This window comes from Mesorhizobium sp. NPDC059025 (assembly GCF_042739655.1).
GTDB lineage: Bacteria > Pseudomonadota > Alphaproteobacteria > Rhizobiales > Rhizobiaceae > Mesorhizobium.
Window position 1 is genome coordinate 278,793 of the sequence record NZ_JBHYIM010000003.1, and the last position, 22,296, is coordinate 301,088.

Sequence of the window (22,296 nt, forward strand, 5' to 3'; positions counted from 1 at the left end):
GAAAATGGCGCTTCACCAAGGGGAAGCGCCAGGAGTTTGAAGCTACGGTCTCTTGATGGACCGGATCACTTGCCCATCTGCGTCAGCCAGTGGCGAGGTTTGTTGTCGGCCCGGAAGTCGACACTCTTGACCTTGGCCTGCATGGCCCAGGCGATGGGCTGCTGGTGAAGGGGGATCAGGATCGTGTCGTCCTTGGCTATCTTGAGCGCGGCCTCCTCGAGTTGCAGCCGCTTGGCATTGTCCGGTTCCTGGACCGCCTGCTCGACCAGCTTGTCGAGTTCGGGATAAGACCAGCCGCCATAGTTGGAGACGCCGACCTTGCCGGTCTTGGTCTCGAGAACCTGGGCGAGCAGGGAATAGGCATCGAGGGTTGGCTCGTTTGCCCAACTCAGGTTGAATACGTCGGCCTTGCCGTTCGAACGCTTCGGCGACTGCACGGCGCGCGGCGCGATGTCGATTGTCGGATCAAAGCCGGCGCGCTTCAGCATGTTGGTGATGCCGGCGCAGAAATCCTCTTCGTTGATGCTCTCGTCGTTCGTGCACATGTAGGTGAATTTCAGGCCTTCCTTGCCGGCTTCCGCGAGAAGCTTCTTGGCAAGCGCCGGATCGGCTGGGCTGTACGTGTCGAGCGACTTGGCGTAGCCGGCGATTTCGGGAGCGATCAAAGAGCCCGAAGGGCGCGCCAGCCCTCGCATCACCTTCTTGTTGATCAGGTCGCGGTCGATGGCTGCTTCAAAAGCCTGTCGCACGCGCAGATCGTTGAAGGGGTTCTCGCGGCCGTCTTCCAGCTTTTCCTTGCGGTTGAAGCCGATGAAGACGGTGCGCAGTTCGGTGCGTTTGTTCACGGTGATGCCGGGCGAGGATTCGAGGCGAGGCAGATCCTGGATCGGCGCGGAGTCGACCAGATCGACCTCGCCGGAGAGCAGGGCGGCTACGCGCGTGGCCGGCGAAGCGATCGGCAGGAACTCGATGCGGTCGATGTTGTGCTTCTTCTGATCCCACCACTTGTCGTTGACCACGAGGATGGTCTTGCTGTCCGGCGTGCGGCTCTCCAGCTTGAACGGGCCGGTGCCGTTGGTGTTGTGGGTGGCATAACCCTCGCTCTTGGTCGCGACGTCGGTCGGCTTTTCGGTGTTGTTGTCCTTCAGCCATTTCGCGCTGAACATGAAGATGTTGGTCATGTCGTTGAGGAACAGCGATGTCGGCGCCGAAACCTCGACATCGACGGTGTAGTCGTCAACCTTGGTGCTGTTCACATAGAGCGGGATGTTGCCGCGCAGGGGAGATGTCGGGTCGCTGACGCGCTTGAGCGAAGCGATGACATCGTCGGCAGTGAAGTCGGTGCCGTCGTGGAACTTCACGCCCTTGCGCAGGGTGAAGCGCCACGTCTTGTTGTCGATCAGCTTCCATTCCGTAGCGAGCGCCGGCTCGATCTTGAAGTTGGTGTCGTAGCGGACCAGGCCTTCGTAGATGTGGTTGAGGAAGGCCAGATTGGCGGTCGAGGGCACCGAGTCCGGATCCAGCGAATAGATGTCGGCGCGGCTGCCCCAGCGCAGCGTTTCCGCATTGGCCGATGCCGTCAGGGCCACCACGGCCACTGCGCCGGCCAACAAGCTTTTCAAGCAGGACATGTTCACCTCCCAGGTTCCTCACTCGGTTTTCACAATCATCATGATCAACAAAATTGTCAACAATATTGTTGACGTAAATTGCATGAATGGGTAGCAAAACACCTAAGGTCGGGAGCGCCTTTGAGGAGAAAACGTGAACGGACTGCTGTTGCTTCACGGAACCATTGTCACCGTCGATGCCGACCGGCGTGTGATCGAAAATGGTGCCGTTGCTATCCTGGGCGACAGGATTGTCGACATCGGGACCGCGGAGGATCTCGAGCCTCGGCATCTGGACAAGAAGATTGTCGATTGCCGCGGCAAGCTCATCATTCCAGGCATCATTGATGCGCACGGCCATGCCGGTCATGCGTTGATCCGTTCGATAGCCGCCGACACCTATTCGCTGTGGATGCGGATCGTCACGCCGACCTACTACCATCATGCAACCCGCGACTATTGGTACGCGGACGGGCTGGTGGGCGGACTGGAGCGCTTGCGGGCCGGCGTTACCACCGGGGTCAGCATCATTTCGTCGATGCCGCGCAGTGACGATCCGGTCTTCGCCACCAACCACGCCAAGGCCTATTCAGAGATCGGCTTGCGGGAGGTGGTCTGCGTCGGCCCGGCAGGGCTGCCCTGGCCGCACGCGGTCACTCGGTGGGAGAGCGGCGCGCCTCAGGGGCGGCAGGTTTCCTTCGAGGAGATGATCGAGGGAACCGAAGCGACAATCGAGGCGCTCAACGGCAGTGCCGACGGGCGCATCGATGTGTTTGTGACGCCGTTCACGATCGTCCCGTCTCTCGACCCATCGAATCCGACGACGCCGGATCTTGCGGTCAGGCTGACGGAAGATGATCGCATGCAGGCGCGAAGGGTGCGTGAAACCGCGCGCAAATGGGGCGTTCGCATTCATTCCGACGCCTTTGCCGGCCAGATCCGCATGGCCTTCCAGGACAAGGAAAACGCGCTGCTCGGTCCGGATGTGCACCTTCAGCACTGCTGGGGCATTTCGCACGAAGAGGTTGATATCCTGGCTGCAACCGGAACACATGTGACGCATGCGCCGCCCGGCCGCGCCGTGCCGCTGCTGGACATGATGTCGAAAGGCGTGCCGGTGGCGATCACCTCGGATGGCGTTTCGCCCAGCCGACATTTCGACATGTTCCAGATTGCGCGTCTCGCGCAATTCACGCAGCATCTGCTCAACAACAACGACCGCTACCTGCTGCCGCCGGGCAAGGTGCTCGAAATGATCACGATCGACGCCGCCAGGGCACTTGGCAAGGCGCACGAGATCGGTTCGCTGGAAGTCGGCAAGAAGGCGGACGTCGCCATCATCAACATGCGCCAGCCGCATCTCGCGCCGAACTGGATGGTGGTGCACCGGCTCATTCATCAGGTTGTCGGCAGCGATGTCGATACGGTGATCGTCGATGGCAAGGTCCTGATGAAGGAGGGACGTGTGTTGACAGTGGATGTCGATCAAGCCCTCGATTTCGGCGAACGCGAAGCGCAGGCGATGGTGGATCGCGCCGGCCTCAAGGCGCATATGCATGATCCGGGCTGGGGGCAGATCAGCCGGACGTTCCGCGAACCGATCGTGCTGCCCGATCCTGGCGCCTGACGGCGCCATTCGCTTTTGCCGGACACGCGCTCATTCATCGATGGAGGCCGCCAGCTGGCCTCCCGATCAATCCGGAAACTTCAGAGGCTGAATCGTGAAAGCGAAATAACGCTTTGTTTTTGCATGATTTCAGCTGGAAGGTGTCTTAGACGCTTGCCCTTATCGGCGCGTTTTCCATGCGTTCCGCGAATTGCCCTTTTGGACGCGGGTAGTTGTAGGTGCTGACCTTGGAGGTCGCATAACCCGCGCCGACGAGGGCTTCGGCGATCTTCAACGCGGCAGTAACGCCGTCGATCACCGGCACGCCGGTTGCGGCCGACAGCCGGTCGCACAGGCTCGACATGCCTGCGCAGCCCAGGATGATCGCCTCCGCGCGATCCTCTATCTTGGCCCGCTCGATCGTCTCCAGCAGCAGCCGTTCAGCGGTTTCGGGATCTTCCTCCAGTCCCAGCACGGGCAGGTCGATGGAATGCACTGCGCGGCAATGATGACCGGCGCCATAAGCCTGCACGATGTCCTCGATGATCGGGACCGAGCGGGGCAGGGTGGTGACGACGGAAAAGCGCCGGCTGATCGTCATGGCCACCTGCACAGCCGCCTGGCAGATGCCGATCACCGGTCCCCTCGCGATTTCACGGGCAGCGTGCAGACCAGGGTCGTCGAAGCAGGCAATCACATAGGCGTCGACGCCTTGTGTCTCGCCCTTGCGGATTTCCTGCAGCATGGCCGGCACGGACAGGGCTTCGTCGGCGGAGCCTTCGATGCTCACCGGTGTTCCGACCGGGTTGACTGCGGTCACGCGCGTGCCCGCGCTAGCGACTTTCAGCGCGCTGTCCAGTGCTTGCGCGGTCATGGAAGCCGTCGAATTGGGATTGATCAGGTGAATATGCACTTTACTGGCCCACGCGTTTGGCTGTGTTGAGGACTTCAGAGATCGGAGGCGCCTTGAGCACGAACTGGCGGTCGGAAGTGATGTAGTTGTCGGCGTGCAACCGGGCTATCGGCTGATAGGTCTCGGGATTCACGTAGCGGCCGGCTTCGTCGAGGCAATCGCGCTGTACATGCATGTGCACGACCTGCCCCAGAACCAGCACACGGCGTGGATATTCGATCAGCCGTTCCACCCGGCATTCGAAGGCACAGGGCGAACTGGCGGCGAAGTCGACATCAATCTGCCGGCAAGGGGCCGTGGGAAGTCCGGATATCTCCAGTTCATCGACATCTGTCTCGAATGCCAGTCCGCACACGAGCATCTGTTGCGACAACGCCATATCGACCATGTTGATCGCAAACTCGCCGGTGCGCCGGATATTGGCGACGGTGTCCTTGTCTTCGCCGGACAGACGCGGCTGTATGCCCAGCACGACAATGGGTGGCTCGTGCGAGAAGACGTTGAAGAAACTCATCGGCGCGGCATTGCTGCGCCCGGTTGCGGAGCGCGTGGTCACCAGCGCGATCGGGCGCGGGCCGACAAAATTGGTCAGCAGGCGATAACGCCCCTCCGCCTCCATCTCTGTGAAGTTGAATTCCATTCGAGTCTCCCGTCCATGCAGAATATTGTAGACAATTTTTGAATGTATTATCTACAAAAAAAGCTCATGGACCAATGCAAATATTGACTTTTTGTCAGCCTTGGCGGATGTCGGTTAGACAGCGGGAAAGAGAGTCATGACCGAGCAGGCAGGCATTTCGATACAGCAGATCGTCGAAAAGGTGTGGCTCTCGATCGCTGAGCGCCGGTTGCGCCCAGGCGTGCAGCTCAAGGAAGGCCAGATGGCCGCGATCTTCGATGTCAGCCGCGCGCGTATCCGCCAGGCGCTGGCCGCGCTTGAGCGCGAGGGCCTTGTGACCATCATCCCCAATCGCGGTGCTTTCGTGTGCCAGCCGACGGTGGACGAGGCGAGAGACGTCTTCACCATTCGCCGCTCCGTGGAAAGTCGCGTCGTCGCCCGCATCGGCGCCTCTGTGACGAAGGCCGATCTGGCGCGGCTGCGCGCCCATGTCACCCAGGAGCGGACCGCCAACGCCAACGACGCGACCACCGATATCATCAAGCTGTCCGGCGGTTTCCATCTTCTGCTTGCCGAGATCTCTGGCTCCGACTTCCTCTTCGGCATGATGCGCGACCTGATCTCGCGCACCTCGCTGATCACGGCCGTGTATCGGAACACAGCCCGCTTCAACTGCGGGCCGGACGAGCACGCCGAGATCGTCGATGCGATCGCCGCGGGCGACCTCAAGAAGGCTTCTGGGCTGATGGAACATCATCTGGAGCATGTGGAGTCCGAATTGGACCTGAGGGAAGTGCGCGACATGTCTCATGATCTGCGTGCCGCGCTGGCCTAAACCCGCAACTCTACGCATCCTCCGCAAGATGGCAGGCTACCCGCGTGCCGTTTGAGAACGTACGCACCTCAGGCAATTCCAACGAGCAATGCGCCGTCGCGATCGGACATCTTGGATGGAAGGGGCAGCCCGACGGCGGCTTGAGCGGGCTTGGAACCTCGCCTCCGGCGACGACACGGTCCCGATGCGGCTTTTCGATGTTCGGGATCGTCTGCAGCAGCAATTGCGTGTAGGGGTGTCGTGGCCTGGCGAACAGCGCTTCCGTCTCGCCTTCTTCGACGATGCGGCCGAGATACATCACCGCGATGCGGTCCGACATGTGCCGTACAACACTCATGTCATGGCTGATGAACAGATAGGTCAGGCCGAACTGATCCTGCAGGCGCCGCATCAGGTTGAGTACCTGCGCCTGAACGGAAACGTCGAGCGCCGAGGTCGGCTCGTCGCAGACCAGGAATTCGGGCTCGCTGGCGAGTGCCCGCGCGATCGAGATGCGTTGGCGCTGGCCCCCCGAGAACTCGTGCGGGAACTTGTCGCCATCGGAAGCTGAGAGGCCGACCGTCTTCAGCAGTTCAACCACGCGGTCGTCGATTTCGGCTTTGGTCTCGCGCAGTTTCAGTTCGCGGATAGGCTCGGCGATGATGTTCCTCACGCGCCAGCGCGGGTTCAGCGAGGCGTAGGGGTCCTGGAAGATCATCTGAGCGGACAGCGGCTTGCCGTCCTGGCCCGGTGCGAAACGCATTTCGCCACCGTTCGGCTTGTATAGACCCGTCACCAGCCGCGCGACGGTGGATTTGCCGCAACCGCTTTCGCCGACAAGGCTCAGGCATCCCCCAAGGGGAACATCGAAGCTGATGTCGCTGACGGCCTGCAGGAACTGCTGCGGCTTGCGTTCGACGACACGATTGAGCCAGGGCGTGGAGACATCGAATGTCTTGACCAGCCGGCTGACGCAGAGGGCCGTCTTCTGGGTCATCGCGGTCATGCGGTTCCTCCCGCGTTCAGCCAGCATGCGCTGGAGCCGGCACCAGCCGACGCCAGACCTGGCCGCTCCCGCGTGCAGCGCGGGCCAGCCTCCTTGCAGCGCGGGTTGTAAGCACAACCCGGCGGGATGGCGTCGAGGCGTGGCATCGAGCCGTCGATCTGGTTGAGCCGTTCGACGCGGGCACCGAGCGCAGGGATCGAGGCCATCAATCCGCGTGTGTAGGGGTGTTTTGGAGCGCGCAGCACCTGCTCGACCGGGCCGACCTCGATGAGGCGGCCGGCATAGAGGACAGCGACGCGGTCCGCCGTTTCGGCAATGACCCCCATGTCGTGGGTCACCAGCATCACCGCCGTGCCTTTCTCCTTGCAGAGCTTGCGCAGGAGCGAAGTGATCTGTGCCTGGATCGACACATCGAGCGCCGTGGTTGGCTCATCGGCGATGATCAGCTTCGGCGAAGCAGCAAGCGCCAGCGCAATCACGACGCGCTGGCGCATGCCACCGGAGAACTGATGCGGGTATTGGTTGACGCGTTCTTCGGGTGAGGGGATGCCGACATCTTTCAGCAGCGAAATCGCTCGCGCCTTGGCCTCGGCCTTGCCCATGCCGAGATGCTGCCGGATCGTTTCGGTCAATTGTGCGCCGACCGTGAACAGCGGGTTGAGCGAGGTCAGCGGGTCCTGGAAGATGGCGCCGATCTCGCGGCCACGGATCTTCTCCATCTCGCGATCGCCGAGATTGTCGATGCGTCGATCTTTCAGCCAGATTTCGCCTTCGGCGATGTGTCCCGGACGTTCGAGCAGCCCCTGGATGGCAAGACCGGTCATCGACTTGCCGGCACCGGATTCTCCGACCACGCCGAGGATCTCGCCGGGGCGGATTGAAAGGCTCACATCCGAGAGAGCCGTGGCGATGCCGCGGCGGCCGGGGAATTCAACCTTGAGGCCACGAACCTCGAGCACGGCTTGCTGGGTTTCAGCCATTGGCGTCGACCTCGATGGGATAGCTTGGCGGGAAGATGTCCGAAACCGGCGGGTGGCCCCAGCTGCGGTCCGGATATTTGGCGATCAGGCCGTCATATTGCTGCTGAGCACGCTCGCGCGCCGCCTTCATGTCAATGCCGGCCACCTCACCGAAACGCATGGACAGCCGCCCGTCGACGAACACGGCCTGCGTGACCTTGCCCGAACCACCTGTGACCAGCGTGGTGATCGGGTCCACGGACGGCGCCATGACAGCATCGTCGAGGCCGAAAACGGCGATGTCGGCGCGCGCGCCGGCCATCAGCCGGCCGAGATCGTCGCGGCCGAGCGCCTTAGCGCCTCCCAGCGTCGCCGCATCGAACAGGTCGGCGGAGCGCACGCGGTCCGAAGCCTTGTCGGCGATGCGGCAAGTGATCAGGCTGATCAGCAGGTTCATCAGCATGTCGGCCGGGGTAGTGTCGGTTCCCATCGCAATGTTGATGCCGCGCTCACGGCATTTGGAGAACGAGTTCAAGATGCTGCCGCTGCGCGCCGACACCAGCGAGCAATGCACGATCGAGACGCCGTGTTCGGCGTAGAGGTCGAGATCCTCGTCGGTGGCGTTGGTGGCATGCGGTGCGATCAGCCGGTCGTTGAGCAGCCCGGCGCGCGCCAGCCAGACAGGAGCGGTCGTGCCATGCAATCTGCGAACGGTATCGACCTCCATCGAGCCCTGCGCCATGTGCAGGCGGATCTTGCAGCCGAGCTCGACTGCCGCCGCCTGGGTCTGGCGCAGCAGCTCCTCGGTGCAGGTTTCGACGCGGTCAGGCGCCAGCAGGCCGCGCACAAGGTCGCCGTGGCGGCCGTTCTGCCTGCCGATATAATCGACCGCATCGCGCAGCCCGGCCAGGCCGCGTTGTTCGTCGAACACCGGCACCATCTTGCCGGGGCCTTCCAGCACCATGCCGCCGGCGCGGTAGGCGGGGCTGAGATAGACCCTGAGGCCAAGGTCTCCGGCGGCATCGGCAGCCGCATCAAACTCGGCGACTGTTTCGCCCCATTCGCGGTAAAACAGCGAGGCGATGGGCGCTGCCGTCGTGATGCCGTTGAGCAGCAATTGCCCGAAGGCAAAGCGCTTCTGAAACGCCAGTTCCTCCTGGCTGTACATCTCATAAGGGCCTGCCTCGACGTAAGAGCGCGGCCACACACGGCCCTTGGCCCAGCCCGGCTGGTTGTCGATGCCGAGGATTGTGGTGTCGAGATCGGAGAGCGCATCGAGGTCGACAAAACCCGGGCTGACCAGCGCATTGCCGAAATCGATGCGTCTTGCGGCCTCACCGGGGAAGGTCGTACCGACGAAAACGACTTCTCCGCCGTCGATGACGACTTCGCCATTCGGGATCAGCCGGTGTCCGCCGTCGCGATTGCCGAGCACCCAGGCGGCGGTGATCAGCGTGCGACCCTCGGGGCGCTTGCCGAGTTCGAGTGAATCCAGGATCTGTCGTGTCATGGCATGTCCACCGTCGGCTGGCCGTTGCGCGCGGTGACGCGTCCGCCCTTGACGACAAGGGGGCGTGGCGCGACGTCGACCACGGCGTGGGCGAGCGTCTCGCCGGTCAGGAGCGTCAGGTCTGCATTGCAGCCCTCTGCCAGGCCGTAGCCTTCGATGCGCATGACGTCAGCTCCGCCTTGTGAGACGATGTGCAGGACGTGTGCCAGGTCGTTGTCGGAGCGCAGGCCGTTCTTCATGCCGACCACCTTGGCGCGATCGAGCATGTCGGGCTGGCCCCAGGGCCCCCAGGTGTCGCGGATGCCGTCACAGCCGGCGCCGACCCGGATACCGGCTTCCTTCAACCGCATGATCGACGGCACCGTAGCCGAGGGTGCGCCGGTGGTCAGGATGGCGACGTCGAGTTCGGCGATCTGTTCGATGAGCTGGCCGACGCGCAGATAGTCGTTCATGCCCAGCGCGAAGGCGTGGCTGATCGCCACCTTGCCCTGCATGCCATTGACGCGGATGCGCTCGAACATCAGCTCCATGGTGAAGGCGCCGAGATCACCCGTCTCGTGCAAATGGATGTCGATCGGTTTCTGGTGCTTCACGGCAAGCGCGAAGATCGCATCGAGCTGGCCCTTGGGGTCGCGGTCGATGCCGCAGGGATCGATGCCGCCAAGCACTTCGCAGCCTTGCGCCAGTGCTTCGTCGAGCAGTTCCACAGTGCCGGGCATCACCATGACGCCCGATTGCGGGAAAGCGACGATTTCGATGTCGATGATGTCTTTCAGCTTCTCGCGGGTTTCCATGATGCCGTCAACGATCGAAAGCCTGTGCGTCGGATCGATGTCGACATGGCTGCGGATATGGGTCGCGCCATGCGCGGCGAGGCCAATGGCATGACGCATCGACTGGCGGTGCGGGTCGATGCCGATGGCGAGGCGGTTTTCGCGTTCGAAGTCGATGCGCTCGCGCAGCACCGCGCGCCGGTTGTTTTCGTGCCAGGGCATGCCCCAGGTGGTCTTGTCGAGGTGGGTGTGCGCGTCGATCAGGCCCGGAATGGCGATGGCGCCACCGCCGTCCTCGACAGGCATGCCGGCTTCCGGCTCGAAATGACCGATCCCGGCAATGCGCCCGTCGCGGATCAGCAGATCGCTGACGGCGCCTCCATAAGGCCGGACGTTGCGGAGCAGCAGATTGGTCATGCACCTACCTCAGTTTCGGATTGAGCACGTCGCGCAGCCAGTCTCCCAGCACATTGACGACGACGACGAGCAGGCAGAGCTGGATCACCGGAAACAGGACGATCCACCACGAGCCGGAGAACAGGAACTGGTTGCCGATGCGGATCAGCGTGCCGAGCGACGGCTGGCCGGGCGGCATGCCGATGCCGAGGAAGGAGAGTGTCGCTTCCGTCAGGATCGCCATGCCGAAATTCAGCGTGGCGGCGACCAGCACCGGGGTCAGCGTGTTGGGCAGGATGTGGTGCGCCAGGATCCGGCGGGCCGGCACTTTCAGCAGCCGGGCCGCCTGCACATATTCCTTGCTGCGTTCGACGATGGTCTGCGCACGCACCGTGCGTGCATATTGCACCCAGGAGGAAAGTGCGATCGCCAGTACCAGCACTGCGGATGCTCCGATCTCACGCAGATCCGAGGGCAGCAACTGGCGCACTACAGTCGAGACGAGGATGGCAATCAGGATCGTCGGGATCGACAGGGTGATGTCGCCGATGCGCATCAGAATGTTCTCGATGAAGCCGCCGAAGAAACCGGCAACCAGGCCGGCGGTCATGCCGATCAGCAACGACAGCGCGACGGAAGCAAGGCCGATGACCATCGAGATGCGCGTGCCGTAGAGGATGGCCGACAGCATGTCGCGACCCTGCGTGTCAGTGCCCAGTAGGTAAGGCCATTCGCCGCCTTCCTGCCATACCGGGGGCAGCTCGGCCTTCCACATGTCGAGCTGTGCGGCGTCGTAAGGGTTCTGCGGCGCGAACAAGGGCGCGAACACCGCCGTCGCGATCAGGATGGCGAAGATCGCAGCAGCCAGCATGGCGGCTTTCGAATGCGTGAACGACCACCAGATATCGCTGTCGCGCCAGCGCTGCAGCGCGGATTGAGGTTTTGCCGGAGCTGCCTTCGAAGTGTCGAGCGTCATCGAACGGCCTCCTTAGTGCGAGGCGCGCAGGCGCGGATCGATCACGGCATAGGTGATGTCGACCAGCGTGTTCAGCGCGACGAAAATGAAGGAGATGATGCACAGATACGCTGCCATCACCGGGATATCGAGGAAGGTGACGGCCTGGATGAACAGCATGCCCATACCTGGCCACTGGAAGACGGTTTCGGTGATCAGCGCGAAGGCGATCAGCGAGCCGACATTCATGGCGGTCATCGTCACCACGGGCATCAGGCAGTTGCGCAGGGCATGTCGGAAGTAGATGCGCCAGCGCGGAATGCCGCGGGCCCGGGCGAATTTCACATAGTCGGAGCGCAGCACTTCAAGCATTTCGGCGCGTACCTGTCGCATGATCAAAGTGATCTGGTAGAGCGACAGCGCAATGGCTGGCAGGATGAGCGCCGCGCGTCCGGACGGCGTCAGCAGGCCAGTCGACCACCAGCCGATCTGCACGACCTCGCCGCGTCCGAAAGACGGCGACCAGCCAAGAATGACCGAAAAGACCAGGATGAGCAGGATGCCGACCACGAAGCTCGGCAGCGAAACGCCGATGATCGACAGGAATTGCAGGGATTCCGTATACCATCGCCCTCGCTTGATGGCGGTGAGAACGCCGAGGGGCAGCCCGACGATCAGTGAAATCAGCGTCGCCACCAGCACGAGTTCGAGCGTTGCCGGGAAACGCTCGCCGATCAGCGTCAGCACATCCTGGCCGTTGCGGTAGGAAACGCCGAAGTCGCCGCGTGCGGCATTGGCGACGAAGCGCGCGAACTGCGTCAAGGTGCCGTCGTTCAGGCCGAGCCGTTCGCGCAGCGCATCGCGATCTTCCTGGGTCATCTGCTCGCCGGCCATCATCTCGACCGGATCGCCAGCGAGGCGGAAGATCAGGAAAGCGAGCATGGCGACGGCCAGCATGACCATGATGGCGTTGGCGAGACGGCTTATGGTGAAGACCAGCATGGGGAACCTCGTCGGGGCCGACCTTTGCGGGAAATACGGAATGCGCTTCAGAGGCTCAGCAGCCTCCGGCGTCGACGTTCAACGATTGTTGCCCGATTGTCCGGCGCGTGCTGGTCGATCATGAAACATCCTCCCGATGTCACAGCGACGATCTTTGATGCCGTCGTTCGCAATATGGCATCGGATATTCAGCATGTCGGTATTATTGTCAACTATTTTGTCGACAATTTTGATGTCATTAGGCGACAGTACACGGAGATGCCTGGTTGTGCCGGCCTCCAGGGATGCCAAGCGGCACGGTATCGTTCGGTGAGAAACCGCATTGGTTGGGGCATCACACGCCATCCAGATTCCGTGTATCGGCGATATCCGGCTCCAGCCGAAGGTGGTCGCGGCGGCTCAACCCGCTTCGCGAAATGCTCCAGGCGATACGCCGCGCATGGATTTGAACTGCCGGGTGAGGTGGCTCTGGTCTGCAAAGCCGGTGTCGAAGGCGATTTCAGCCAGGGGTTTGCTGGTTCGCATCAGTGCAGAAGCGGCGCGAATGCGGCAGTCGCGCAGATATTGGCCGGGCGTCATGCCGGCAACGCGTTTGAAGTCACGGATCACCTGGAAGCGGGTTACGCCCGCCACCTCGGCGAGGTCGCCCAGCTCGAAGGCGCCGGTGAGATCAGCTTCGACGAGATCACGGTAGCGCCGAAATCGCCTTGCTGCCGCGCTGTCGTTGGCTGAAAGGTCGCGGCCGCCACGGTCCGCGAAGCACCCGGTCAGTTCGCGCAATGCCGTCAGCATCGCTGTTTCCGCTTCCATAGATTTGCCGGCGACGGCAAGGCGGTGGGCCTGCACAAACTCGCCGGCGAGGTCCGGGGCCTCGAGAATACCCTGGCTGAACATCGGCAAATGGCCAAGCTCGAGATCTTCCGCGACCTCGCGCATCAGCTCGGCACGCGGGTAGCAGGTGCGATAGGCCCAGCCGGCCTCGCAGCCCTTCTCGCCATCATGCGGGTCCTCGGGATTGACGACGATGATCGAGCCGGCAGGAGCCAGATAGGCCTGGCGGTTGATGCGCAGCTTTTCGGCGCCGGCAACCACGACGCCGAATACGTAGCTGTCATGCGTGTGCAGCGCATAGGCGTGGTTGCGGTAACGGGCGGTCAGCAATTCGAGATCGCCAAGCCCCGCATGCCGCGTCAACCGCGCTTCCTCGCATTCATTGGCATCGTTCATTAGTGGCAGCCTTCCGGAAACCGGCCCGGCGGTCAATCCCGTTCAAGACGGAGCCGCTGCCCGCATTTAGGGTCACCGACATCACGAGAAAAGCGAGCTGCGAGACAATCCATGCCCACCAACGACAGAGTTGCCGAAATCGCGCCAGAGGTCATCGCCTGGCGCAAGCACATCCATGCCAATCCCGAGCTCGGCTTTGCCGAGCATGAAACCGCCGCTTTCATCGCCGCAAAACTCGCGGCATTCGGCCTTGCCGTGCATACCGACGTCAGCCAGACCGCCGTCGTTGCAACCTTGACCAAGGGAAGCGGCAAACGGGCGATTGCGCTGCGCGCCGAGCTCGATGCGCTGCCGATCGAAGAGATGGCAGATGTCGACTATGTGTCGAAGAACAAAGGCGTCATGCATGCCTGCGGCCATGACGGTCACGCTGCAATCCTTCTGGGTGCCGCCAAACTGCTCTCCGAGACCGGAGGTTTCGACGGCACGGTCGTCTTCATCTTCCAGCCGGCTGAAGAGGTAGTCGGCGGCGGCAAGAAGATGATCGAGGATGGGTTGCTGAAGCGCTTCCCGGTCGAGAAAGTGTTTGCCATTCACAACTGGCCGGGTTTCCCGAAGGGGCAGATCGGCGTTTTGAGCGGCCCGCAGATGGCTGCTGTCGACGATTTCGAGATCCGCTTCCACGGCAGCGGCTGTCATGCGGCGATGCCTCATCTCGGTGACGATCCGGTGTTGGCTGCGGCCAGCTTTGTCACCGCGGTGCAGCGCGTGGTCAGTCGCAGCATTGATCCGCTTGTCGCAGCCGTACTCTCGGTCACGCAGATCCATGGTGGACGGTTCAACAATTTCGTGCCGACGGAAGCCAGGGTTGAGGGTACCTGTCGGTTTTATGATCCGGCCCTGTCGGACCATTGCGCTCAAGAGATCGAGCGGGTCGCGCAAGCGGTCGCGGCCATGCATGGTGTGACGGCCGAACTCGACTACAAGCGTGGCTATCCGCCGGTGGTCAATCCCACAGCCGGCGCCGCGCTAGCGGCTCTTGCCGGGCAGGACACGGTTGGCGCCGAGCACGTCAGCACCGATTTCCAGCCGAGCATGGGCTGCGAGGACTTTGCTTTCCTGCTGCGCGACGTTGGCGACGGTGCCTATGCCTGGATCGGCGCAGGCGATGTCGGCCCCGGCGAGGGGCTGCACGGGGATCGTTTCGTCTTCGATGACGATGTTGTGCCGATCGGCATGCGCTACTTCCTGAATATCGTCCACCGCGCCTTGCCGCACGCTGGCTGAAGTTTCCTGGGCCGTTTGGTTGTGGCTTGCGAGTTCGGACCGCCGCAACTGGAGGTCACCGAGAAGCTTTTCGTATCTCTTGATCAAAAGATCTAATGATGTAATCTATCCATCGTAGTGCCAAGCGATCGTCAACAAAATCGATCCGACATAGGCCAGCCTGGGAGAGCTGTTCCTGTCCAGAGATCGAGGTGATTTGCCGGGGCATCCATGGGGAGGGAATATCGTGATCAAGAAACTGCTTCTGGCGGGGACGACTGTCGTCATGCTTGCCGCACCTGCGCTTGCCGAGACGACGCTACGGTTTGTCCAGACCAATACGAGCGATGAGTCTCTGGCCGTCCTCAACGGGGTGATCAAGACGTTCGAAGCGGAAAACCCCGGCGTGAAGGTCGAGCTCATCTCGATCCCGTGGGACAATTCCTTCGAGAAATTCGCCACGATGATTGCCGCGGGCGACATTCCAGACGTGGCGGAAATGCCCGACAACTGGGTAGCTCTCTATGCCAATTCCGGGCATCTTGAGAGCCTCGAACCTTATCTCGAGACATGGGAGCACAAGGCCGACCTGAACCCGCGTGCGCTGGAGCTCGCACGCAAGGTCAAGGACACGGCCTATGTGCTTCCTTACGGTCTTTTCGTGAAGTCGCTCTACTACAACAAGAAGCTGTTTGCTGAGGCTGGCGTTGCCGGGCCGCCGAAGACCATCGACGAGTTCATGGATGCCGCCAAGAAGGTATCCGCGCTTCCCGGCAAGTATGGCTACTGCCTTCGCGGCGGCTCAGGCACCTTCAATGCCTGGGCCATGATGGGTGCAGCCACCAATGGCGATAACGCGTTCTTCGACAAGGACGGCAAGTCGACGCTCGATCAACCCGGCTGGGTCGCCGGCTTCCAGAACCAGATCGATATCTACAAGAATGGCTGGGCGCCGAAGGACAGCGTCAATTGGGGTTACAAGGAGACCGTCGCCGGCTTCTACACCGGAACCTGCGCCATGCTCGACCAGGATGCCGACGTGCTGGCGCCGACGTCAGAGCACATGGCGCAGGACGATTTCGGCGTCGTGCCGATGCCGAAGGGCAAGGGCGGCAAGGCATTCCCGGTGCTGAGCTACGGTTCCTGGGGGATCATGTCGGCGAGCCAGCACAAGGATCTGGCCTGGAAGTTCCTGACCATGCTCGATGGTCCGAAATCCGATCCGCAGTGGACGAAAGCGGTGGGCGCACTGCCCATCTTCAAGAGCGCGGAGAAAGATCCGACCTATGCCGATCCAAAGTACCGGGCCTGGTTCGACTCCCTTGATGACAAGGATATCGTCCCCACCGTCACTCCCGGCTATTTGCCGGAATACAGCCTTTTCGCGGGCTCGACGGCGGTGAAGCTCGCTCAGCAGGCGCTGCTTGGCCAGATCTCGGCCGAGGACCTCGGCAAGCAATTTGCAGGCATCCTCACCAAGGCCCAGCAGAAATTCCTGGCGAAGTAATTGGCTTTACCTCGACGGCAACGAAGCCGGATGCATCGTTGCCGTCATGACAATCCGGGCCGAGCATGACCGTACCCTATCCCTCCACGACCGGACGGCGGCGTCTGGCTGCGCTTGAGCCTTATCTCTACAGCGCTCCAGCGCTGTTGCTGATTACAGTGACGACCCTGGTTCCGATCGTCATCGGAATTTCCTACGCCTTCCGCAATGTCATGTTGCTCGACCCGACATCGGGCGGATTTGTCGGCCTCGACAACTTCCGTGACCTGATGCGCGACGGCAGTTTCTGGGGCGCGCTGAAAAACACGGTCACCTGGACGGTGAGCTGCGTTGCGTTCCAGTTTGTCTTCGGCCTGATCCTGGCGCTGCTGCTCAACCGGCCTTTCCCAGGCCGGTCGATCATCCAGCCCATCGTGTTCCTGCCCTGGGCTATTCCCACGTTCCTCATCGGCATGAACTGGTCCTGGCTTTTCAATCCGGCGATCGGACCGCTGCCGCACTGGGCTTATGCGCTTGGCCTGATGAGCGCGCCAGACAACATTCTCTCCGATCCGCAGCATGCGCTGCTTGGGCCCATCATTGCCAGCATCTGGTGGGGCACGCCGTTCTTCGCGATCACGCTGCTCGCCGCGCTGCAAGCGATCCCCAGCGAGATCTATGAAGCCGCGGAGATCGATGGCGCCGGCAGTTTCGAACGCTTCCGCTCGATCACGTTGCCGTTCCTGGCGCCGACCATCGTCGTCACGGTGATGCTGCGCACGATCTGGATTGCCAACTCGTCCGAGCTCATCGTGGTGATGACAAAGGGCGGCCCGGCAGATTCCTCGCAGATCGTCGCCAGCTATGTCTTCACCCAGGCCTATCAGGGGCTGAATTTCGGCTATGCCTCGGCGGTCGCGACGGCACTTGTGGTCCTGCTCCTCATCTATGCGCTTCTGCTGATATCGATCCGGCAGATGATGCTGGGCTCAAGGTGACGGCATGCGCGGCTCTTTTCAAATCCGGACGACGAAATGGGCGCTGCACTACGGCGTGCTGCTCATCTATGTCCTCGCGGCGCTGTTTCCCCTGTACTGGCTCGTCAAGGTTTCGATCACGCCCAACGATATCCTTTACAAGCAAGGCACCGATCTGCTGCCTTCCAAGGTAAGCTTCGAACACTACGCGACGGTGATCGGCAAAAGCGACTTCCTGCTGTTCTTCCGCAATTCCATCATTGTTTCAGGCGTCACCGCGATCGCGTCGACCGTGCTTGCCACGGCGTCGGGCTACGCGTTTTCGCGCTTTGCCTTCAAAGGCAAGTTCTGGATCGTCGGCCTGATGCTGGTGACCCAGATGTTCCCGCTCGTCATCGTGATCACGCCGATCTTCAGCATTTTCGGCACGCTGGGGCTGACCAACAGTCTGACCGGCCTGATCATCATCTACACCGCGTTCAACATCCCTTTCGCCACCTTCCTGATGCAGTCGTTCTTCGACGGCATCCCGAAGGATCTCGAGGAGGCGGCGATGATTGACGGCGCTACGCGCTTCAAGGCGTTCGTGCAGATCATCGCGCCGCTGACGCTGCCCGGTATCGTGGCCACAGCGGGCTTCTGCTTCACGGGTGCATGGGGTGAGATCCTGTTCGCATTGCTGCTCAATTCATCGGCTTCGGCCAGCACGTTCCCGGTGGGGCTGCTTCTTTATTCGACCCGCGCGACGATCGAGTACGGGCCGATGATGGCGGCAGGCGTGTTGGCCCTTGTCCCGGTTTGCATCTTCTTCTTCCTGATCCAGCGTTATCTCGTCCAGGGCCTGACGGCCGGCGCGGTGAAGGGCTGAAACGAAAGGGTGTTCGGCAAATGGCTTCGATCGCTATCGATGGCGTGCGCAAGGACTATGGCGCGATCCCGGTCCTGAGGGGGGTGGATCTGACGATCTCTTCGGGCGAATTCGTCGTCCTCGTCGGGCCGTCCGGTTGCGGCAAGTCGACCTTGCTGCGCATCATCGCCGGACTGGAAGATCTCAGCGCCGGTGAAATCCGTATCGGCGACATGCCGGTGAACGACCTGGCACCACGCGACCGCGACATTGCAATGGTGTTCCAGTCCTACGCGCTCTATCCGCATATGAGTGTGCGCGACAACATGAGCTACAGCCTGAAGCTGAAGCGCACGCCGACTGAACGTATCGCCGAGGCGGTCAAGCGAGCGGGCGACAAGCTGGGGCTCGAGGCGCTGCAGGACCGCAGGCCGCGCGCACTTTCAGGTGGGCAGCGCCAGCGCGTCGCCATGGGACGAGCGATCGTGCGCAATCCGAAGGCATTCCTGTTCGATGAGCCGCTGTCCAACCTCGACGCACGGTTGCGCGAGCAGATGCGTTTCGAGATCCGCAAGCTGCATCGCGATATCGGGGCGACATCGGTCTATGTCACGCATGACCAGATCGAGGCCATGACCATGAGCGATCGTATCGTCGCCATGAACGGCGGCGTCATCCAGCAGGTCGGCGCACCACTGGAACTCTACGACAACCCGGCGAACATTTTCGTCGCCGGTTTCATCGGTTCTCCCGCCATGAACTTCATCAAGGCGCGAGCGGTGCGCGAGGACAACGGAATCGACCTGCAGATTGGCGCTGCCAAGCTTTTGGCCATGCCGGCTCCCGATAGACTGCCCGATAATGGCGAGGTGATTGCCGGCATTCGTCCGGAGCGGATCGGGCTGATGCCGGCCAGCGAAGCCGGTGTCGCGGCGAGTGTCGAACTTGTCGAGCCGACGGGTGTAGCCACGGTGGTGCATGTGAGCATCGCTGGCCAGCAGCTCAAGCTTTTTACCACGGAGCGGTTGCAGCTTGCCGGTGGGCAGCCCGTGTCGCTGGCGATCAAGCCTGCCGACGTCTGCCTGTTCGACCCGGCCGATGGAGAACGGCTGCGCTTACCGAAATGACAGCGCGCAGCCGCCAAGGATGTGAGGCAATTCCAAAAGGAAGCAGCACGTTCCCGAAATTGCCCAGGAGCGCTCAATCGCGCTTGTTGAAGCGGAAGAACTCGACGCTGTAGCCGCCGGGATCACGCATCAGGAAGGTGGAAACCATCTGCTCGGCAGCGTTGGCCGGATCGTAGTGAACGACGATCTCGGCACCGCTACCTTTCATGCGCTCGTACCAGGCTTCGAGTTCCGGCGTTTCCATGCTGACCATGACGGCCTTGGCGTCGGATGCCTTGTGGTGTCCCTTCGCTTCGTCGACGAGGCCGACATAAGAATGGGCGGTGATGCGGAAGAACTTCACCCAGCCCTTGTCGAAGGTCTTCTCGAAGCCCAGCTGCCCTCCATAAAAATGCTCAGGTGCGGCGAGGTCCTTGTAGTATAGGAAGGTGACCTGCGCGTTGACCGGCAGCGTCCCCGTCTTTGTCGGCGTGTTCATTTTCTCTCCCCTTCACAAATATGGCCCGGTGTCGAACATCTTCGGTTTGGGTCAGCGGCGCCTGAGCGCAGTCATCTCCAGCTCGACCTTGATCTCTTCGACCGGGAAACCGCAGATGATGGTGGTATTGGTCGGGCGAGGCGCCGTGAAAGTCTCACCCAGGATCTTCGACACGGTCATCACGTCGGCGCGGTCGGCCAGATAGACGCGTACCCGCACCACGTCGGCGACACTTGCGTCGGCTTCAGCGAGCGCCGCTGAAATGACAGCCAGGGCGCGCCGTGCCTGTTGGGCGGTATCCGGCGAGAAGCTGCCATCGGCTTCCGACCCCGCCGTGGCCGAGACGAAGATCCATTCACCGTCGACAACGGCGCGGGAATAACCCCCCAGCTCCTCGAATTTCGACCCGGATGAAATCGCTTGTCTTTCAGACATGTTCGTTCTCGTTGATTAATTGATCAAATTGCATCGCGAGCGTGTTCGATAGAGCATACAGTCCTTGACTTAGGATTGGTCTTCCGCGGTCAATTCACGCAGCAGGTCGCGGGTCGCTTCAATGTCGGCGATGATGGCAGTGCGGGCCGCGTCGGCATTCCTGGCCTTGAGCGCCGCAACCATCTCATGGTGATGCACGGAATAGGTGCCGCTGTCGTCGGACTTCAGCAGGGGTTCGATATGGCGCGTCAGCAGCCGCATATAGGGGCCGAACCGCAGCCACAACGTCTCGATGAGCTGGATAAGCACTTCCGATTGCGATGCCGCGTAGAGGTGGAAGTGAAATTCCTGGTTCTTGCCGAGCATGGCGTAGACGCTGTCGCTACGCCCTATCGTTTCGTGCTCGTGGATGATCCCTTCGAGCTGGACAATGTCGCGGGCGGTGATGTTGGGGACGGCCAGTTCGGTCGCCAGGCTCTCGACGGCGATGCGTGCACGGCAGAGATCGTCAAGCCTGGCGCGGCTTGTGGCAGGTATTCGAGCCGAGCCATTCGCCGCCACCTCAAGCGCATTTTCTGCAGCAAGACGACGCAGGGCCTCTCGCACCGGCATGTGGCTGGTGCCAAACGAATCCGACAGCGACGCGATCGTCAGCGTCTGGCCCGGATCGAACCGTCCTGTCATCAAGGCGTGCCTGAGCTGGCGGTAGACACCGTCCTGGATGGTGCTGCGCGACGCTATCGGTGCAAAGACGTCGACTGCCACGATATGATCCCTTGTTCGAAGGACGGTTGCGACTGGATCGCTCCAATCTTCAACTGTCGTAGTCATCCTTGATGCTGGAGACAAGAGCTGGGCTTCGCTGGCTCAGTTCCGGCATGATCTGCCTCGTTCGCGATCAAGACTCCCGGACGTGGCCGCTTGACGCGAGGCGCCCGCGGCCATCGACGGGCTCCTCATTGCGCCTTGTGCGGCCAGCCTTCGGCCCGCATTTCCAGCACTTCAACCGTGTAGCCGTCCGGATCGGTGACGTAGAGGATGTAGATGCCGAATTCCGGCTTGAAGATCGGCGGCCCCTTCGTCTCGATGCCGAGTTCGGCGAGGCGTTTCGACCAGCCATCGACATCGGAGGAGACAAGCGTGATGGCGCCCATGCGCGGCTGGTCCGCCGGCAGTTCGCCTTTGACGAAACCGAAGAAGCTCTCTCCCGTGGCTTGCAGGATCAGCACCTTGCCGTCGCGCTCAAAGACAAGGCGCAAGCCGAAAGCCCGTTCGTAGAAAGCGCGGGTGCGCTGGAGATCGCTGACGCGAAAGAAACTGATCGTCTGGTTGATCGGTGGATGGGTCTGGGCAGAGACTGTCATGGTGAAGCGGATTCCCCCCGGTTCGGATCGCCATCGGATCTGGTCGGAAGATTGCATCATTCGATCTTTTGATCAAGGAACGGCGTTAGCTTTCGGAAACTCCCGTGCCCTGTTCATTTCGTCGACTGACGAGATGGACAGGGCACGATCGCCAATTATAGTCCGCATCCGCGAGCCTGTTGCTGGGGAGGAGCGGGACATGGGCGTTGTGATGAGGGACATCACGTCCGACGAAATCCGCCTGTATGGCGATATCGTCGCACGCCTCGAACGTGTCGGTCCGGGCGCCGACGCCCGCGGTGATGTGCTGGCAGACATCATTCGGCTGACGCGCTCGGATTTCGGCGCTTCTTATGTCTGGAATGAAGGCAAGGGGATCTTCGAGTATTCTCGCGCCTACCGGATGAGCGAGGACAATCTCAGGGCCTATGACGACTGGTTTCAGTTCCGCGATCCGATGACGCAACAGTTGCGTGCGCGCAAACGGGCGACGCCGGTCGAACTCGTTATTCCGCACCGCAGGCTCGAACACACGGAATTCTTCAACGATTTCCTGTCTCGCGATGGCATGCATCACGGCATCAATTTGTTCGTCTTCGACAATGGCAAGGACCTTGGTGACCTGCGCATCTGGCGCGCCAAGGCGAGGCCTGAATTCGAGGAACGCGACGTCGTGCTGCTCGACATGCTGGAGCCGTTCCTGAGGCGTGCACTGCTGCGGGCTTCGCTGCACGGTGACGATCTGACGCCGCGTGAACGTGATGTTGCCGTTCTGGTGGCGCGCGGCTGCACCGATCGCGATATAGCCCGGCTGCTCGGCATCGGCTTCGCCACGGTGCGCACGCATCTTTCGCATGCCATGGAAAAGCGCGGTTGCGCTAATCGCGCGGAACTGGCGGTCACCGTTTCCCGCTCCGACAACTGAC

At 61.7% G+C, this 22,296-nt stretch carries 22 protein-coding genes; 8 read left to right on the forward strand and 14 right to left on the reverse strand.

All coding sequences use genetic code 11. The features are described from left to right. Positions 1–65 precede the first annotated feature (65 nt). Complete coding sequence (locus ACFWYE_RS09320; protein ID WP_379110937.1) at positions 66–1,631, reverse strand: ABC transporter substrate-binding protein; 1,566 nt, start codon at positions 1,629–1,631, stop codon at positions 66–68. A 133-nt stretch (positions 1,632–1,764) separates the two neighbouring features. Here ACFWYE_RS09320 and ACFWYE_RS09325 point away from each other — a divergent pair, with 133 nt between their 5' ends. Continuing rightward, positions 1,765–3,237, forward strand: coding sequence for an amidohydrolase family protein (locus ACFWYE_RS09325; RefSeq protein WP_379110939.1), 1,473 nt, complete (start codon positions 1,765–1,767; stop codon positions 3,235–3,237). A gap of 145 nt (positions 3,238–3,382) precedes the next feature. Here the strand turns inward: ACFWYE_RS09325 and ACFWYE_RS09330 are convergent, their stop codons facing one another. Then, positions 3,383–4,129, reverse strand: a complete 747-nt coding sequence (locus tag ACFWYE_RS09330) for an aspartate/glutamate racemase family protein (RefSeq protein WP_379068167.1) — start codon at positions 4,127–4,129, stop codon at positions 3,383–3,385. A gap of 1 nt (position 4,130) precedes the next feature. Beyond that, on the reverse strand, positions 4,131–4,769 hold the full coding sequence (locus ACFWYE_RS09335) for a flavin reductase family protein (RefSeq protein WP_379068169.1): 639 nt from the start codon (positions 4,767–4,769) through the stop codon (positions 4,131–4,133). A 136-nt stretch (positions 4,770–4,905) separates the two neighbouring features. Between ACFWYE_RS09335 and ACFWYE_RS09340 the strand changes: the two genes are divergently transcribed. Further along, positions 4,906–5,583, forward strand: a complete 678-nt coding sequence (locus ACFWYE_RS09340) for a GntR family transcriptional regulator (RefSeq protein WP_379068172.1) — start codon at positions 4,906–4,908, stop codon at positions 5,581–5,583. 10 nt (positions 5,584–5,593) lie between these two features. On the opposite strand, the gene ACFWYE_RS09345 is transcribed toward ACFWYE_RS09340, so the two are convergent. The 7 genes from ACFWYE_RS09345 to ACFWYE_RS09375 all read right to left on the reverse strand — a co-directional run bounded on the left by ACFWYE_RS09345 (position 5,594) and on the right by ACFWYE_RS09375 (position 13,390). Further along, on the reverse strand, positions 5,594–6,568 hold the full coding sequence (locus tag ACFWYE_RS09345) for an ABC transporter ATP-binding protein (protein ID WP_379110941.1): 975 nt from the start codon (positions 6,566–6,568) through the stop codon (positions 5,594–5,596). Then, complete coding sequence (locus ACFWYE_RS09350; protein ID WP_379110943.1) at positions 6,565–7,548, reverse strand: ABC transporter ATP-binding protein; 984 nt, start codon at positions 7,546–7,548, stop codon at positions 6,565–6,567. The genes ACFWYE_RS09345 and ACFWYE_RS09350 overlap by 4 nt, the downstream gene beginning before the upstream one ends. Beyond that, on the reverse strand, positions 7,541–9,037 hold the full coding sequence (locus tag ACFWYE_RS09355) for an amidohydrolase family protein (protein WP_379110945.1): 1,497 nt from the start codon (positions 9,035–9,037) through the stop codon (positions 7,541–7,543). Before ACFWYE_RS09355 ends, ACFWYE_RS09350 begins: the two co-directional genes overlap by 8 nt. After that, positions 9,034–10,227, reverse strand: coding sequence for an amidohydrolase family protein (locus tag ACFWYE_RS09360; protein ID WP_379110947.1), 1,194 nt, complete (start codon positions 10,225–10,227; stop codon positions 9,034–9,036). The genes ACFWYE_RS09355 and ACFWYE_RS09360 overlap by 4 nt, the downstream gene beginning before the upstream one ends. A 4-nt stretch (positions 10,228–10,231) precedes the next feature. Continuing rightward, positions 10,232–11,182 carry an ABC transporter permease gene (locus tag ACFWYE_RS09365; protein WP_379068183.1) on the reverse strand — a complete coding sequence of 317 codons (951 nt, stop codon included), beginning with the start codon at positions 11,180–11,182 and terminating at the stop codon, positions 10,232–10,234. 12 nt (positions 11,183–11,194) lie between these two features. Continuing rightward, on the reverse strand, positions 11,195–12,163 hold the full coding sequence (locus ACFWYE_RS09370; RefSeq protein WP_379110949.1) for an ABC transporter permease: 969 nt from the start codon (positions 12,161–12,163) through the stop codon (positions 11,195–11,197). Positions 12,164–12,562: 399 nt separating this feature from the next. After that, positions 12,563–13,390 (reverse strand): AraC family transcriptional regulator, encoded by an 828-nt coding sequence (locus ACFWYE_RS09375; RefSeq protein WP_379110951.1) that lies wholly within the window; start codon positions 13,388–13,390, stop codon positions 12,563–12,565. A gap of 111 nt (positions 13,391–13,501) precedes the next feature. Here ACFWYE_RS09375 and ACFWYE_RS09380 point away from each other — a divergent pair, with 111 nt between their 5' ends. From ACFWYE_RS09380 to ACFWYE_RS09400, 5 genes are all read left to right on the forward strand, one after another. Further along, complete coding sequence (locus ACFWYE_RS09380) at positions 13,502–14,677, forward strand: amidohydrolase (protein WP_379110953.1); 1,176 nt, start codon at positions 13,502–13,504, stop codon at positions 14,675–14,677. A 229-nt stretch (positions 14,678–14,906) separates the two neighbouring features. Next, positions 14,907–16,163, forward strand: coding sequence for an ABC transporter substrate-binding protein (locus tag ACFWYE_RS09385; RefSeq protein ID WP_379111396.1), 1,257 nt, complete (start codon positions 14,907–14,909; stop codon positions 16,161–16,163). 65 nt (positions 16,164–16,228) lie between these two features. Beyond that, on the forward strand, positions 16,229–17,140 hold the full coding sequence (locus ACFWYE_RS09390; RefSeq protein WP_379110954.1) for a carbohydrate ABC transporter permease: 912 nt from the start codon (positions 16,229–16,231) through the stop codon (positions 17,138–17,140). A gap of 4 nt (positions 17,141–17,144) precedes the next feature. Further along, positions 17,145–17,987, forward strand: coding sequence for a carbohydrate ABC transporter permease (locus ACFWYE_RS09395; RefSeq protein WP_379110955.1), 843 nt, complete (start codon positions 17,145–17,147; stop codon positions 17,985–17,987). 20 nt (positions 17,988–18,007) lie between these two features. Further along, positions 18,008–19,093 (forward strand): ABC transporter ATP-binding protein, encoded by a 1,086-nt coding sequence (locus ACFWYE_RS09400; RefSeq protein ID WP_379110956.1) that lies wholly within the window; start codon positions 18,008–18,010, stop codon positions 19,091–19,093. A 73-nt stretch (positions 19,094–19,166) separates the two neighbouring features. On the opposite strand, the gene ACFWYE_RS09405 is transcribed toward ACFWYE_RS09400, so the two are convergent. The 4 genes from ACFWYE_RS09405 to ACFWYE_RS09420 form a co-directional block, all read right to left on the reverse strand. After that, positions 19,167–19,571: a VOC family protein gene (locus ACFWYE_RS09405; protein ID WP_379110958.1), complete on the reverse strand. Its 405-nt coding sequence runs from the start codon at positions 19,569–19,571 to the stop codon at positions 19,167–19,169. Positions 19,572–19,622: 51 nt separating this feature from the next. Continuing rightward, positions 19,623–20,006 carry a RidA family protein gene (locus ACFWYE_RS09410; protein ID WP_379110959.1) on the reverse strand — a complete coding sequence of 128 codons (384 nt, stop codon included), beginning with the start codon at positions 20,004–20,006 and terminating at the stop codon, positions 19,623–19,625. 69 nt (positions 20,007–20,075) lie between these two features. Continuing rightward, complete coding sequence (locus tag ACFWYE_RS09415) at positions 20,076–20,771, reverse strand: GntR family transcriptional regulator (RefSeq protein ID WP_379068206.1); 696 nt, start codon at positions 20,769–20,771, stop codon at positions 20,076–20,078. A 191-nt stretch (positions 20,772–20,962) separates the two neighbouring features. Further along, positions 20,963–21,370 (reverse strand): VOC family protein, encoded by a 408-nt coding sequence (locus tag ACFWYE_RS09420; protein WP_379110961.1) that lies wholly within the window; start codon positions 21,368–21,370, stop codon positions 20,963–20,965. A gap of 199 nt (positions 21,371–21,569) precedes the next feature. On the opposite strand from ACFWYE_RS09420, the gene ACFWYE_RS09425 reads away from it, so the two are divergent. Beyond that, positions 21,570–22,295, forward strand: coding sequence for a response regulator transcription factor (locus ACFWYE_RS09425; protein WP_379110963.1), 726 nt, complete (start codon positions 21,570–21,572; stop codon positions 22,293–22,295). The last annotated feature ends 1 nt before the right edge of the window (position 22,296 follow it).

Bases quoted from the DNA above. Each gene is read 5' to 3' on its own strand.
- ACFWYE_RS09320 (WP_379110937.1), bottom strand. From the start codon at position 1,631: ATGTCCTGCTTGAAAAGCTTGTTGGCCGGCGCAGTGGCCGTGGTGGCC.
- ACFWYE_RS09335 (WP_379068169.1), bottom strand. From the start codon at position 4,769: ATGGAATTCAACTTCACAGAGATGGAGGCGGAGGGGCGTTATCGCCTG.
- ACFWYE_RS09340 (WP_379068172.1), top strand. From the start codon at position 4,906: ATGACCGAGCAGGCAGGCATTTCGATACAGCAGATCGTCGAAAAGGTG.
- ACFWYE_RS09345 (WP_379110941.1), bottom strand. From the start codon at position 6,568: ATGACCGCGATGACCCAGAAGACGGCCCTCTGCGTCAGCCGGCTGGTC.
- ACFWYE_RS09350 (WP_379110943.1), bottom strand. From the start codon at position 7,548: ATGGCTGAAACCCAGCAAGCCGTGCTCGAGGTTCGTGGCCTCAAGGTT.
- ACFWYE_RS09355 (WP_379110945.1), bottom strand. From the start codon at position 9,037: ATGACACGACAGATCCTGGATTCACTCGAACTCGGCAAGCGCCCCGAG.
- ACFWYE_RS09360 (WP_379110947.1), bottom strand. From the start codon at position 10,227: ATGACCAATCTGCTGCTCCGCAACGTCCGGCCTTATGGAGGCGCCGTC.
- ACFWYE_RS09365 (WP_379068183.1), bottom strand. From the start codon at position 11,182: ATGACGCTCGACACTTCGAAGGCAGCTCCGGCAAAACCTCAATCCGCG.
- ACFWYE_RS09370 (WP_379110949.1), bottom strand. From the start codon at position 12,163: ATGCTGGTCTTCACCATAAGCCGTCTCGCCAACGCCATCATGGTCATG.
- ACFWYE_RS09375 (WP_379110951.1), bottom strand. From the start codon at position 13,390: ATGAACGATGCCAATGAATGCGAGGAAGCGCGGTTGACGCGGCATGCG.
- ACFWYE_RS09380 (WP_379110953.1), top strand. From the start codon at position 13,502: ATGCCCACCAACGACAGAGTTGCCGAAATCGCGCCAGAGGTCATCGCC.
- ACFWYE_RS09390 (WP_379110954.1), top strand. From the start codon at position 16,229: ATGACCGTACCCTATCCCTCCACGACCGGACGGCGGCGTCTGGCTGCG.
- ACFWYE_RS09395 (WP_379110955.1), top strand. From the start codon at position 17,145: ATGCGCGGCTCTTTTCAAATCCGGACGACGAAATGGGCGCTGCACTAC.
- ACFWYE_RS09400 (WP_379110956.1), top strand. From the start codon at position 18,008: ATGGCTTCGATCGCTATCGATGGCGTGCGCAAGGACTATGGCGCGATC.
- ACFWYE_RS09405 (WP_379110958.1), bottom strand. From the start codon at position 19,571: ATGAACACGCCGACAAAGACGGGGACGCTGCCGGTCAACGCGCAGGTC.
- ACFWYE_RS09410 (WP_379110959.1), bottom strand. From the start codon at position 20,006: ATGTCTGAAAGACAAGCGATTTCATCCGGGTCGAAATTCGAGGAGCTG.
- ACFWYE_RS09420 (WP_379110961.1), bottom strand. From the start codon at position 21,370: ATGACAGTCTCTGCCCAGACCCATCCACCGATCAACCAGACGATCAGT.
- ACFWYE_RS09425 (WP_379110963.1), top strand. From the start codon at position 21,570: ATGGGCGTTGTGATGAGGGACATCACGTCCGACGAAATCCGCCTGTAT.